The sequence below is a fragment of the Microbulbifer variabilis genome (assembly GCF_056232115.1).
In genome coordinates this window covers 3,961,552-3,975,901 of sequence record NZ_CP174325.1, presented here as the reverse complement: position 1 = coordinate 3,975,901, position 14,350 = coordinate 3,961,552, and the positions used below count along the sequence as shown (strand labels likewise).

Sequence of the window (14,350 nt, the reverse complement as noted above, 5' to 3'; positions counted from 1 at the left end):
CTATCTATAAACACTGTGGTCTATAAGTAATCTAACGATACAAGTTACTTTTGCGAAAATCCGCAAAAGTGTGCCATTTACTGCCTGAGAGTTCAAATTTCCATCATGTTGCCGCTAAAAAATAAGCGCATTCTCTCCTTCGAAACCTGGGGAGCAGGTTCCTTCCATGGCACTCTGTTAGCCATGCTGGGCGCCGAAGTAATTAATATTGAGGATCCCAAACAAAGTGGGAACCCCTTAAGAAGAATGGGCACATTATTCCTTGATGAGAGTCAGGAAGATAATGAATCTGGCGAGTCTACTTTGCACAATAAGAAGAGCCTGGCCCTGGATATCAGGTCGGCAGAGGGGAAAAAGGTCTTTCTCAGTCTTGTTGAGAAATCAGATGCAGTAATCGATAACTTCCGCGGTTCCCTGCCGGAAGAATTAGGAGTTATTTATAGGAAGTTAAAAGTCGTCAACCCGAGAATCGTTTGTACACATCTTTCAGGGTATGGCCGGGACAATGAAAGGAAAAGTTGGCCTGGCTATGACTTCCTTATGCAGGCTGAAACAGGCTGGATGTCTGTAACCGGCGAGCCGGGATCAATACCTACCAAAGTTGGTGTATCTGTTGTTGATTTATTAGGCAGCGTGTATGCCGCCCTGTGTACAGTCTCAGGACTGCTGCGTACCGAAATTACAGGAAAAGGTGGCGACTTTGATACTAACTTGTTCGATGTTGCACTGAACTGCTTGTGCTATCAAGGCCTATGGTTTCTCAATGAGGGGATAGTTCCAGGAAAGCAGCCTCGCTCCGCACACGCATCACAAGCACCGTGCCAATTGGTAAAAACCGCCGATGGCTGGTTCTATGTAGCTTGTTTAACACAGAAGTTCTGGGAGATTCTGTGCCAAGAACTGGGGGATGATTCTCTTAAGCACGATGCACGTTTTCTAACCAACGAGAGTAGAATGAAGCACCGGGAGGAGCTAACGGCATCGCTTGACAATCATTTCCAGAAGAAAACAAATGCTAACTGGGCTGCCCAGATGGAAGGTAAGGTTCCCTGCGCACCCGTTTATGATATTGCACAAGCCCTGGACAACCCCTACGTCCGCAACAACGATAAAATTCTCTCTGTTCCCTACTCCCGTAGTACAGATCGCAAAAGTATTGAGTTCCTCTGTGCGCCTTTTTCTATACCGGGTACGCCCTCGGTGGAATTCCAGACAGCACCTCTTTATGGTGAGAATACACGAGACATTTTAATTGAAGCTGGAATAACAGAGAAAGAAATCAACAATCTCCAAAAAGCTGGAGTTATCTTTTGCCAATAAAGTAAATTCACAACAACATCGAATCTATATCAACTTGACCACTTTTACAATTAGGAGACCTGTTCCGCATATCCTTGATTACCTTAAGCACAGTTCATGTAAAAATTATTTTAAATGGTTGGCTATTTCAGGCAGTATTCCTTTCAGGTGCAGTCAAAATCAAGATTGATTTTTTAGAGCAAACTTTATTAAATACGGAAAAAATTAACTAAAATTTTTTCAACTTATACTCTGGCCCGGAAGGCAATCACAATGGATATAGAAGTACTTGAAAACCCAGCACAAGAATTAATCGACTTTCTGGATAAAAAACTTGATGAATTCAACTGGAGAAACTGGGAAGTTAAAGAAAGGCTTCCCCTTGCTGTTCAGATTAGAAATGCCTCTGGTGAAGTGATAGCCGGAGCAGCCGCAAGGTCATTCGGTGATTGGCTATTACTAGACACTTTGTGGGTATCTGAAGAGCTAAGGGGGCAAAATATTGGTAGCCAACTATTGAGCAAAATTGAGATATCCGGTAAACAACGTGGTTGTAAAAAATGCTTACTAGATACTTTGAACTTCCAGGCCATGCCATTCTATAAAAATCAGGGCTATGAAGTTAAGTGGGTTCAAGAGGGATACCCTAAAGAAGGATGTAAGTACTTTATGGTCAAGGAGCTGTAGTCTGAGCAAATAAAGAGGGCTGGCATAGTGCCATCCCAGATTCACTCAAACTTGAACACAAGGATAAGTATCAAGGAGCGGTCGCCCTATTGACTGTCATTGACGGAAAATTAATCAAATGATCCCTATCTTCAGCTGGAGACATCTAATTGAGATAACTTCACTGAAAGTTTCAGCTGTTTAGGCTAATTTATCTTGTGAATTTGGGCACCTACTGACAAAAAGGATAGCCTGATGCAAATAAAAGCGCCTACAACATCAGATGCCCCAATGTGGGACCTCTTAATGGGTAATTACACCTTTGCCTGCCTGATGGTCTCAGCTCAGCTTGATATAACTGGGCTTATTGACGGTGGCTTTGATACCTGCGAGAAGCTGAGCAACAAACTGCAATTAAGCCGTAAAGGAATCTACCTGTTTATCTTGCTGCTTCAACACTTAGGGTATATCAATGTTACACGCAATCAATTAAAAAATACGGAACTCGCCAAGCAGTATCTGGATAGGAATAGCCAGTACTACTGGGGAGAAGTTCTCCTGGATCCGTTCAATATTTATAATGTAAACCATCTTAATAAAAAGATTCTCACCAGCCTGAAACATGAATACGAGCTTGAATGCAGGGGTCGCTCTGTAACAGATATGTGGCGACATGATGAAATGGATGGTGATTCAGCGGCGGCTTTCACCCACCTGATGCACTCACAAGGTTTTGCCTCAGCTGTTTCAGCGGTTCAGAATGGTGCCTTTAGCAATATTCAAACCTTACTCGATGCTGGTGCTGGGTCAGGCACTATCGCATTGGCATTTTGTGATGCATATCCGGAACGCAATGCTCTTCTTTTTGATCTTGCTCCTGTCTGTATGACAGCCAAAAAATATGTAGATAAGTTTGCTAAGAAGCAACAGATAAGCATAGTAGAGGGAGATTTCTTCAAGCAAGATTGGCCAACTGGTTGCGATGGGGTCTGTTTTAGCAATGTGCTGCACGATTGGAAACCAGACACCAGCATAGAGCTATTGAGTAAGGCTTACGCGGCCTTGCCAAAAGGCGGTAGTGTCCTTATTCATGACATGCTCTTTAATATAACCAAACTTACTCCAGTTTTATTTAGTTTTCATCTTTTCATGAATCATGGAGCGCAACTCCTCTCTTTAGAGGAACTATTCCAGTTACTTAATCAAGCAGGATTTGAGAACCCTCAATGTCATAAAGCACTTGGGTATTTTGCCGTAGTCTCAGCTATAAAGCCGTAACTTAAACAATGGGAGAGATTCTAATGTCCATTGGGCATTTAGACTGGCAAGAAGTCTTATCACAGGCTCAAAAACTTTCCCGGCTTGGCGCTTTGACTGTGCCGGATTCCGCCTCAAAAATTGAAGACCTTCACATCAGCGGCCCCGAAGAAATTCTCCAGGTATCAAAAGCGAATGCAATTACGGCCGGCGCAATCTTGATGTCTAGTGGAGGTACGACCGGAAAACCCAAACTTACTTACACTCCCTATCACCAAGCTACTGCGAGACTCCTAAGGGAATGGAGACCTCTTGGGCCAGACAGCGTAGTACTAAACCTCTTCAATCCCGGCCGCTTGTGGGGAGCCCACTATTTTATCCAGACCCTTGCCGAGAAAAGCCAGTCAGTAAGCGCACCCACGGGCCCATTTATCCCATCGGAACTCACAGCCTGGTTAGAAGTATTACAAGATGTTGGCGTAAATACACTAGCTGGCGCACCTACAGGCCTCGCCGACTTCGCCCAGGGGCTAAAAAACTCAGGCGGTAATCTCCCTATCCATACGATCATTTGGATGGCTGAACCCTGGACGAAAGCCAAATACGATACTGTACAAAGCGTGTTTCCAAACGCTGGCTTCTGGTGTGATTACGGCTCCGTGGAAACCAATAGTATTGCAATAAACACGCCAAAATGTGACTTGGAAAAGTATCATTTGCTTGAAGGACAGCTCATTGAGCCGAGCGAGCAGGGTGCATTACTCACCCGGATAGGTAACGACTGGACGGTGCCATTAATACGCTATCGCTTAGGAGATTTAATACAGCAAACCACTTGTCGGTGTGGCCGCCCAAGAGCGTTACTGGTTGAGGGGCGTGCAGACGATGATGTGAGCCTATGTAGTGCACTATTAAGTATTGGGCAAATACTTGATATCGCTACAAGGGAGAATGACGTGGAGGAGGCCCAGCTGGTTCTCACCCAAAATGGGGAAACACGTAAATCTGCAAGCGAGCTTACATTGATATTTACCGGCAGCGCCGATCCCGAAGTGATTCGTAATCGAGTGTTGACAAGGATTCACAACTTGGCATCGGTTGCACAGCAATACCCTGGAGCCTTTATCGTAAAGCAAGTTGAAAGGCTGAGGAGAGTCAAAAGGACTAACAAAGTGCCTCCCATCGTTCATATAAGTGATAGCAATAAATAGACCTCTCTGGTTTTAGTGCTCAATGTAGGGGGGGGAGTACTGTGTTTAATTGATAAGGAGCTACCCTTAATGTAAAAGGAAAATGACCATGTCACTATCAAGCCTCCTTATACCCACATATATACAAATGTTACAGGCTTTATCGAGCTGGCTGGATAAGGCCTGTAAGCAGCTCCCTGAAAAAGAGGCTCAAGAGTTGCTGTCTGCCAGACTCACACCGGATATGTACCCTCTTTCATCCCAAATACGCTTTGCGTGCCTGCAAGCTCAAGAGGCCCAATTTCGCTTGAGAAGAGAGCTTTTTCCCGACCATTTAGACCACTTAGCACGCGAAGGTCAGAATGCAGGGGCTCAACCAGGTTCTATTTCAGCAGCTTGCACACGAATCAACGAAGCACTAACAGTTCTGCGCAGTCTTGAACCCGGTGCGCTTGATATGTGTACTGATCAAATGATCGAATTAGAGCTTCCAAATGGAATGACTTTCGATATGACAGGCGAGCAATATGCGAGAGATTGGGCCCTTCCCCAATTCTATTTTCATCTTAATACAGCATATGCCATTTTAAGGGCGCAGAAGATTGATCTTGGAAAAGCGGACTATGTCCAGCATGCATTTACTTATCTTAGGATCTACCATCCTGAACACGATTAATATATAACTATTCAAGCATTTATCAGAAACTCCTGTATACCTCACACTTTTTCACAAAAGAACTGCTTAACTTACAGACCAAAATTAAACACCCAAATCGTCAATAGGAAAATATAAAATAATATAGCAATGAAATTTAGAATTAATTTAAATATACTATTCGCCGCCATCATATTATGCCCGGCCCTTATTGCCTGCTCTCAGAGAATTGCCAGCCTTATAGAAAGCTCAGAGAGCTTTCCTTTTACTGAAATAATCACCACAGAGAAAATTGAAGATTTAGGTTTCAATAAGGAGAGGTATTGCCCAGCAAAAAAAGATGTTTGCATCAGCTATTATTATGGACCACCTTTAAACAAACAAAAACTTCAATACTCTGTCAAGTTTGAGGCAGATGGCAATGAAAGTATTGTAAACCTTAATTTAAATAGGGATTCTTTAGAAAAGACATTTTCTGGCACTGTATTTTTATTACATGGGTTTCGTGCTTCCAAAGAGTTCATGCTGAATTCAGCACTATATTTTCGCTTTCTTGGATTCCAGGTTGTTGTCCCAGATCTTCTCGGCCATGGTGACTCAAGTGGTAACAAAAAATATGGGGTTGATGATAGTAAGTATATTAACTCCCTTATCGATAAACTGATCGAAGAAGGAGTGATCAAGGATGAAGATATGTATATTGTCGGGAGTTCAATGGGTGCATTAACAGCTGCATACATCTCTAATATGAGAGTAGATATCAGTGGGGCTATTTTATTAGCGCCCATGCTCCAATTTGATCAAGCCTTATATAATTACGCGAGGGTTAGTCACCCATTGCTTAGCAGAATTATCCCAGAGAAAGACATTCGTAAAAGTGCTACCTTAGCTCTGAAAAAATCGAATATTGACCTGGATCAAACAAACATATTGCCTCTTATAAAGTCCTCAAAGGTCCCTGTGCTTCTAATATCCTCAGATTCAGATCGTATTTCTCCTTACAGCAACTATCAGGGCCTAAATAAAAAAAATCTCGAGTTAATCCAAGTTCACAATAGGAATCATTTGAGTATGACTACAATAGGACAGAGCGAGCATAATGCAGTTATCAAGTGGCTCAATACAAATAGCGCATATTAACTTTAGGGCCAGAATACTTTCTAAAGTCATTGAATCAACAATTGCCCCATTGAAATTTTTATTGGGAGCATAAGAATTGTACTTTAATGCAATGGATATTGGATCTCCTTAGCCATACCCCACATTTTGTAGTCTGTCGGCATTTTGGAAAGATAATTCAGTGTGCGGTAGATAAGGCTTTTTTCCATCTGATCTACTCCCAAAGATTTGCTCCACCCTTCCGCCGCCAGCCGGTAACTCATAACGATCAAGAGGAACTTTTGTTCGTTGGATAGGCCACTACCATGTCCGTTTATGAGTAAGTGCATTGATACAAGATCATAATCCAGGTCAAATTTGGATTCATTAACTTGAATATTGATTTGCGCAGAGCGCCCAGACACAGAAGTTCCGCGAGCCACTATCTGCATATTATCAAGATAAAAGGATACATAGGCATTGTTGGCTTCGGAGTTGTTTACATATCGCCCTCGTAGGGCCAATTCCCTGATCTGCCTTCTGGATATTTCACCCCTCAACCAAAGATCAGTCATTTTCGCGATTGGACTGTAGTTTTGTGGTTCGGTCACAAAGTCTTCAGATAGGGCGGGCAGTGAAAAGAGAAATGCGACAAGACAAGTTAAGATCCATCTTCCAGCCATTGTTACTACCACAAAATCAAGGCCTTGCCACATGATCAATAAGCGAGTTATCAATCATAGGTAAGTATAATCAAGAATGAAAAACCCAAGTGTCTCAATGCGGGAAGCTAGAAGCCCTGACTGGCGTTTGAAGACTACCTAATTTTTCGCCACTGCAAATCCTTTTTCCTTCATATCGTTTTGAGATTGGCTTTAACCAGTCGATATCGGCTCCTTGGGCTTTTTACAGCCCAATCGAAAGCAGTCTAAGAGGGACCTCTACAAAATTGACGAGAGTCATTACAGCTCCTTGAGCCCTCGGCAGAACCATTTACCCTAACGGGATGCGCACTACCGTTTCCTTTACTTAGTGTCATAGGCCCTAGAGTTACAAAATGGGCTCGATTATCTCGCCTTTGTCGAACAGACTGTCCTTGTTGTATGATTTATAGGTAATGAAGAGCTACCCATCCACATTCCGCGCCAAGCTAGTTGCAATGGCGGCCCTGCTCCTGCTGATGTTCCAGGTGCAGACCGTGCTCGCTTGCGAAATGATGGATAGCCCGGAGCCGGCAGCAGAATGCTGTTGTGACCACTTGGCCAAAGGCTCTCAATCAGATGAAGATTGCTGCGAGTATGATGCCCAGGTCTCCCTCAAGACCTCATTAGATGACCATGAAGTCGCTCTCACAGCCGCCTTCCTGCACCTTGAGTTACCCCAGTTAGCACCTCCGCCATCCTATCGGTGGCCCCAGATTTTGGCTCCGCCAGCGGAATCACCTGACTTCGAACCCCTTTCTTCTCATGCCTCTCCAGGTAATCGTACCTGGCTTGAAACTCTGCGCTTGCGTATCTGATCACTCCCTCTCTCTGATGTGCGGAATATCCCGCAGCCTCATTGTTGCTGACGGGCTTCAGAAAGATTGTTCCAGGAGTGAACCCTTTGATTTCCCAACAAGCCATTGCTACCCCCAGTAGCAAAGAAATGGTCGGTGCCTTTGGCGCCCAAATACTCATCACTTCCTTTTCTGGAGGTGTGTTATGAGCCGCTCAAAAATGCTGGGCTTAGTTGCTTTCGCTGTATTTCTGGCGGTCGGTACCGCTTTCTATTGGAAGAAAACAGCCGGATTGGTTGTATCCGACAGTGTGGAGTTTATTCCTGCTGGCCCTTTCCGGATTGCGGTATCCGTGGACCCACTGCAGCCTCGCGCTGGCAAGAACCAGATTCGTATTGAAGTGAGAGATATGGAAAACCGGCCAGTTGCAGGCGCCGAAGTCCGCGCAGTGGCTGAGATGCCTGCCATGGGTGCCATGCCGGCAATGCGTGCTCAAGCCGAAGTCTATGAAACCAGCCCCGGGGTATTCTCAGGGGAGATAGAGCTTGCCATGGTAGGCTCTTGGCCCATGGTGGTTGATGTGGCAACTGGCCACGATCGCCATGTAGACCTGGCCTTTGACATGAGCACCAACCGCAAAGGCTTGCGCTTAAAGTCAGCACCGGAAGCCTCCGATACTGCTTACTACACATGTGCCATGCATCCTTCTGTCCGCGCTGCAGAGCCCGGTACCTGCCCCATCTGCGGTATGGACCTGCAGCCAGTTAGCCACGATGAACTCGAAAGTGGCAGCATCGTGGTAGATAGCGGTCGGCGCCAAGCTATTGGCATCAAAACCGGTATCGTCGAACGACAGCCTTTCGCCCTACCCATCCACCTGCACGGCCAGGTGACCTATGACGAAACCCGTTTGCGGGATATCAGCCTGCGCTTCGACGGCTGGATTGGTGAGTTGGATGCGGATTTTGAAGGCAAGCAGGTTGAGCGTGGCGAAGTACTGTTCTCTGTTTACAGCCCGGAGCTACTTGCCGTCCAGGATGAATATCTGAAAGCGCGCCGCCGTGGCGATGCCTTGGAGAAAGCGGCGCGAAGGCGCCTGCTTCTGTGGGGACTATCAGAAGAGCAAATCGACTGGCTGGTTGAACAGCAAAAAGCTCAGGACTATATCCCGATCTTTGCACCTGCCGGTGGTGTCATTATTGAGAGGAACATCGTTGCGGGTTCTGCATTCAAAAAGGGGGACAACCTCCTTCGTATTGCCGACCTCAGCCAGGTTTGGATCGAAGCCCACGCCTACGAAGATCAGCTGCCGCTGATAGAAAAAGGTATGCCGGCCAAGGTGCGTCTAACCAACGTCTACCATGAAGAAATCCCAGCCACTCTCACTCAAATTGACCCTTTCCTGAATCACAGCAACCGCAGTGCACGGTTACGTGTGACCCTGCCCAATACCGACGGTGAACTTCGGCCAGGGCTGTTTGCGGACATCATGTTGAGTGCCGAGCTGGGAAATCTCCTGGTGGTACCCAGAGATTCAGTGCTGATTTCCGGTAAGAAGCGTATCGTCTTTCGGGACCTGGGCCAGGGCCGTCTGGAGCCCGTACAGGTACGCACTGGTTACGGTGACAGCGAACGAATTGTGATTCGTTCTGGCCTCCAGGCTGGGGATAAAATTGTCACCTCTGGAGTATTCCTGATCGCGGCAGAAAGCCGCCTCAAATCAGGGGTACAACAATGGTAAATTCCGAACCCAAAGGGCTGATTGCCCGAATTATTGGGGCCTGTGCCGGTAAGCCCGGGATCACTCTGATGCTTGTTGCTATCGCCGCCCTGGCCGGATATCGGGCGCTAACCAGTGTTCCCCTGGATGCTATTCCGGACCTGTCTGACGCCCAGGTGATTGTGATGACAGACTGGCCAGGTCGCAGCCCGGATCTGGTGGAGGATCAAATCACCTACCCGCTTTCCACTGCAATGCTAGGGCTGCCCAAGGTCAAATATGTGCGGGGCCAGAGCTTTTTCGGTCTCAGTTTTGTCTATGCCATCTTTGAAGATGGCACGGATATTTACTGGGCCCGTTCACGGGTTCTGGAGTACCTCAACCAGGTAGCTGACCAACTCCCCGAAGATGTTCAACCTACTCTAGGCCCCGATGCCACTGGAGTCGGCTGGGTGTTCCAGTACGCACTGGTTGATCGAAGCGGTAACAACGACCTGCAAGAGCTGCGCGCGCTGCAGGATTTCAAATTGCGCTATTGGCTCACTTCTGTCGAGGGCGTTGCCGAGGTCGCCTCGATTGGCGGCTACGAAAAGGAGTACCAGGTCCAAATCGACCCCCATCGCTTGCAGATGTTCAAGGTCCCACTTGGCAAAGTGGTCGAAGCTATTCGCCGCAGTAACAACGATACCGGAGGGCGGGTATTGGAGATCGCAGGCCACGAGCACATGGTGCGAGGGCGCGGCTATATCCGCAGCATCGATGATCTCAAAGAGGTAGTGATCGGGGTCAATGCGGCAAAGATTCCGGTAACCTTGGATCAAGTAGCGGATATTACCCTGGGGCCCGCAATGCAGCGCGGCATTGCCGAACTGGACGGCGAGGGCCAGACCGTAGGTGGCATCGTAGTGATGCGCTACGGTGAAAATGCCCTAAAGGTTATTGAGAGAGTTAAAGAGCGTATCGAGCAAATCCGTGCAGGCCTACCGGAAGGCGTTGAGCTGGTAGTAACCTACGATCGCTCACAATTGATTAATAGCGCGATCGACAATCTCAAAAACACCTTGATTGAAGAGATGCTAGTGGTCGCCGCCGTGATCGCTATTTTCCTGCTCCACGCCCGCTCCGCATTGGTAGCTGTAATCACTCTACCGATTGCTGTTTTACTGGCCTTTATTCCACTGTCCCTACAAGGGCTTACCGCCAACATTATGTCACTGGGAGGTATTGCCGTAGCCATCGGTGCCATGGTGGATGCGGCAGTGGTAATGGTGGATAACATCCACAAAAAGCTGGCAGCCGATGGCGATAAGGAGTTGTCTCCGGGCGAGAAAAGAACGCTAATCGTTCGGGCAATGCAGGAAGTCGGACCGAGTATTTTCTTCTCCCTGATTATTATTACGGTTTCTTTCCTGCCGGTATTCGCACTGGAAGCTACCGAGGGCCGATTATTCAAACCCCTCGCCTATACCAAAACCTACAGCATGGCTTTCGCCGCCCTATTGGCAATCACCTTGATTCCAGCCCTCGCTGTACTGCTAATGCGCGGGAAAATTCACACCAGGGAAAACCCAATTTCCCGCGCCTTAGTTCATACACTGCAGCCAGTGATTCACTTCTGCGTACGGCAACGCAAAGTTGTAGCCACTCTCGCAGTATTAGCTCTGGTTTCCGTGACCTACCCCATCAGCAAGTTGAGTGGTGAATTTATGCCACCGCTCAATGAAGGCAGTATCCTGTATATGCCTACCGCGCTACCCGGAATGTCCGTTACCGAAGCGGGAAAAGTTTTGCAGCAAATGGATGAAGAACTGAAAACCTTTCCGGAAGTCGAGCGTGTCTTTGGCAAAATTGGCCGCTCCAATAGTGCTACTGACTCTGCACCACTATCCATGGTGGAGACAGTGATTACCCTAAAACCCAAGAATGAATGGCGCCCCGGTATGACCTGGGACCAGCTGCTGGCGGAAATGGATGAAAAGCTGCGCTACCCCGGTATGCCCAATATTTGGTGGATGCCAATCCAAACCCGTACTGAAATGCTCGCCACAGGCATTCGCAGCCAGCTGGGCATTAAAGTCTTTGGAGATAACCTGGAGGAAATTGAGCAGACTGCTTTGGCCATCGAAGAGGCTTTGCGCAGCGACCAGCGCACGGCGGAACAAACCCGTAGTGTTTTCGCCGAGCGCCTAACCGGCGGATACTTCCTGGACTTTGATATTGATCGCGCACGGGCGTCCCGCCACGGCCTAAATGTGCAGGATATCGAGGATGTGATTGCCGCAGCAGCGGGCGGCCTGGCCGCAACCCAAACCATTGAAGGCCGCGAACGTTACGATGTACTGGTGCGCTATGCCCGCGACTATCGGGATACTCCCGAACAGCTGGAACAAATCCTGGTCCCCGCCTCTGATGGCTCCCAGGTGCCCCTGAACCAACTGGCTGATTTGGATTTCCGAACCGGCCCACCCATGATTCGCAATGAGGATGGGCAACTAGTTGGCTTGGTTTTTGTCGACCTGAAAAGCGATATCGGCGTCGCAGATTATGTCAATCGCGCAAAGCAGGTTGTCGCCGACCAGGTTAACTTGGTTCCAGGCCAACGTATCGCCTGGGCCGGCCAATACCAATACCTGGAGCGCGCCAAGTCCCGCCTGCAATGGTTGGTACCCCTGACTTTGTTGGCTGTATGCTTCCTTTTATACCTGCATCGCGGCCGGCTGTCCGACACCCTGTTTGTGCTCACTGCCATGCCAATGGCACTGATCGGCGCCTTCTGGCTGCTGTACCTGCTCGACTACAAACTGAGCGTTGCTGTATGGGTCGGCATGATTGCCATGGCTGGTCTCGCCGCTGAGATGGGGTTATTAATGCTGCACTACTTATCTGCCGCCGGAAATAACTCTGAGCGCGGCAATACTGCGACTGTTGCCCAAGCAGCAGCCGGACGTATTCGCCCGATGCTAATGACCAGCCTGACACTGTTAATTTCATTGATACCAGTGATGATTTCCGATGGCACCGGCGCAGACGTTATGAAACGGATTGCAGCGCCCATGGTGGGCGGCACCATAACCACACTGCTATTTGTGCTGTTAGTAATGCCCGGAGTGTTCTACCAATGGAAAGCTCGCGAAGTTAAGCAAAGCCGACGCTAGTAAATTGGGGGGCCGGGTTTATGCGGTGCCCCAATACTCCTCTCGTAGGAAGGTAATCTGGACGGGAGTTCCTTAGGCTGGAACAAGGTGATTCATAGGTTTCCCCGGGGTTAACTGTTAAAATTCCTTACAAAATTTATATTGCCCAGACTGTAAAATTGCAGCGACAACAAATGCTGAGAAAGTGAAATTCACTTTACTGGCTGCTTGTGTAATGCGCCTATTTGACATTTAACGACTCCAGGATTTACCTTGACCACACCTTTTTCCGATCTCCCCCTAAACCCCGCCCTGCTGAAAAACCTGGCGTCACTCAACTACAAATCCATGACCGAGGTTCAGGCCAAGACGCTCCCGATCATGCTGGATGGCAAAGATGTTATCGCCCAGGCAAAAACCGGTTCCGGAAAAACTGCGGCTTTCGGTTTGGGGGTGTTGCAACGGCTCAATGTCGGCCGGTTTCGGGTTCAATCGCTGATTCTGTGTCCGACACGTGAGCTGGCAGACCAGGTTGCCCATGAACTGCGCCGACTGGCGAGGGCAATTCACAACATTAAGATTCTCACTCTCTGCGGCGGCATGCCCTTCGGCCCTCAAATCGGCTCCCTGGCACATGGTGCACATATCATCGTTGGCACCCCCGGGCGTATCGAAGAACACTTACGCAAAGGAACGTTGTCCCTTGAGAATGTCGATACGCTGGTCTTTGACGAGGCTGACCGGATGCTCGATATGGGATTTCAGGAAGTTATCGATACTATTCTGGCGCAGGTGCCTACTGGACGGCAGTCGTTACTATTCAGCGCCACCTATCCCGATGAAATCGAACGGCTCAGCGCGCGTGTGATGCAAAAACCAGTGATGGTTAAGGTTGATTCTGCGCACAGTGATGAGGTAATCGAGCAACGTTTTTACCGAACTGAGAGTTTCGACGATCGGCTGGAGATGACCCGCCGTATTCTACTGAATGATCGGCCGATCAATACTCTGGTTTTCTGTAATACCAAACGTGAAACCGATGAGGTGGCCGATAACCTGAAACAGGCAGGTTTTAATGTCCTTGCCCTCCATGGTGATATGGAACAGCGCCAACGTAACGAAACGCTGATTCGTTTCGCCAATGGCAGCGCCTCAATCCTAGTAGCTACCGATGTGGCGGCACGCGGCCTGGATATCGACAAGCTGGATGCCGTTATCAACTTTCATATCGCCAAAGATCCGGAAGTGCACACCCACCGCATCGGACGAACCGGCCGTGCCGGTGAGCGCGGTTGCGCTTACTCCTTTTTTGCGGAGAAGGAAGGCCACAAACTGGTTCGTATGGAACTAACCCAGGACCCACTATCCGACCCAGATACACCACCACCAGCCAGCATATTGAGTGAACCTCCTTTCCAGGCACCGATGGCTACCCTGCAGATCGATGGCGGCAAGAAACAGAAAGTTCGCCCCGGCGATATCCTGGGTGCGCTGACCGGCGGCGATCGTCCGATAAATGGAAAAGATGTTGGCAAGATAAACGTGCTGGATCAGACGGCTTATATTGCGATTAAACGCAATGTGGCAGCACAAGCACTAAAGAAAATTGAAAACGGAAAGCTGAAGGGGCGTAAATTCCGGGTACGGCGTATTCGAGGATAATTCATTTAACATAATTGAATGATGCTTTTATAGGCCGGCGGCACGTTACTAGTCAACATAAGTAGAAGAACGCATTGCTACACCGATGGTAGCAGGCACTAAAACTACGGTCGCTGGTGCTGCTGGAGATGTCCCAGGTATTTTGGCAATGGAAATCTCACGAAGGAAGAT

At 48.2% G+C, this 14,350-nt stretch carries 11 protein-coding genes; 10 read left to right on the top strand and 1 reads right to left on the bottom strand.

Features of this window, described 5'->3' with window-relative positions:
- Positions 1-105 precede the first annotated feature (105 nt).
- From ACJJI7_RS17765 to ACJJI7_RS17740, 6 genes are all read left to right on the top strand, one after another.
- Positions 106-1,320, top strand: a complete 1,215-nt coding sequence (locus tag ACJJI7_RS17765; protein WP_353375441.1) for a CaiB/BaiF CoA transferase family protein — start codon at positions 106-108, stop codon at positions 1,318-1,320.
- 252 nt (positions 1,321-1,572) lie between these two features.
- Positions 1,573-1,986 (top strand): GNAT family N-acetyltransferase, encoded by a 414-nt coding sequence (locus ACJJI7_RS17760; protein ID WP_020415438.1) that lies wholly within the window; start codon positions 1,573-1,575, stop codon positions 1,984-1,986.
- Between the two features lie 234 nt (positions 1,987-2,220).
- Complete coding sequence (locus ACJJI7_RS17755) at positions 2,221-3,243, top strand: methyltransferase (protein ID WP_282950581.1); 1,023 nt, start codon at positions 2,221-2,223, stop codon at positions 3,241-3,243.
- Between the two features lie 23 nt (positions 3,244-3,266).
- Positions 3,267-4,433 carry an AMP-binding protein gene (locus ACJJI7_RS17750; protein WP_282950582.1) on the top strand — a complete coding sequence of 389 codons (1,167 nt, stop codon included), beginning with the start codon at positions 3,267-3,269 and terminating at the stop codon, positions 4,431-4,433.
- An 88-nt stretch (positions 4,434-4,521) separates the two neighbouring features.
- Entirely contained in the window at positions 4,522-5,088 is a 567-nt protein-coding gene (locus ACJJI7_RS17745) for a DUF1993 domain-containing protein (protein ID WP_444901597.1), read from the top strand.
- Between the two features lie 129 nt (positions 5,089-5,217).
- A complete protein-coding gene (locus ACJJI7_RS17740; RefSeq protein WP_444901598.1) occupies positions 5,218-6,207 on the top strand; it encodes an alpha/beta hydrolase in 990 nt (329 codons plus the stop codon).
- An 83-nt stretch (positions 6,208-6,290) separates the two neighbouring features.
- On the opposite strand, the gene ACJJI7_RS17735 is transcribed toward ACJJI7_RS17740, so the two are convergent.
- On the bottom strand, positions 6,291-6,881 hold the full coding sequence (locus tag ACJJI7_RS17735; protein ID WP_353375436.1) for a hypothetical protein: 591 nt from the start codon (positions 6,879-6,881) through the stop codon (positions 6,291-6,293).
- A 401-nt stretch (positions 6,882-7,282) separates the two neighbouring features.
- Here ACJJI7_RS17735 and ACJJI7_RS17730 point away from each other — a divergent pair, with 401 nt between their 5' ends.
- The 4 genes from ACJJI7_RS17730 to dbpA all read left to right on the top strand — a co-directional run bounded on the left by ACJJI7_RS17730 (position 7,283) and on the right by dbpA (position 14,179).
- Positions 7,283-7,684 carry a hypothetical protein gene (locus ACJJI7_RS17730; protein ID WP_020415432.1) on the top strand — a complete coding sequence of 134 codons (402 nt, stop codon included), beginning with the start codon at positions 7,283-7,285 and terminating at the stop codon, positions 7,682-7,684.
- 184 nt (positions 7,685-7,868) lie between these two features.
- A complete protein-coding gene (locus ACJJI7_RS17725; protein ID WP_444901599.1) occupies positions 7,869-9,404 on the top strand; it encodes an efflux RND transporter periplasmic adaptor subunit in 1,536 nt (511 codons plus the stop codon).
- Positions 9,398-12,538, top strand: a complete 3,141-nt coding sequence (locus ACJJI7_RS17720; protein ID WP_444901600.1) for an efflux RND transporter permease subunit — start codon at positions 9,398-9,400, stop codon at positions 12,536-12,538. The genes ACJJI7_RS17725 and ACJJI7_RS17720 overlap by 7 nt, the downstream gene beginning before the upstream one ends.
- Before the next feature lie 252 nt (positions 12,539-12,790).
- Entirely contained in the window at positions 12,791-14,179 is a 1,389-nt protein-coding gene (dbpA, locus tag ACJJI7_RS17715) for an ATP-dependent RNA helicase DbpA (protein WP_444901601.1), read from the top strand.
- Positions 14,180-14,350 lie beyond the last annotated feature (171 nt).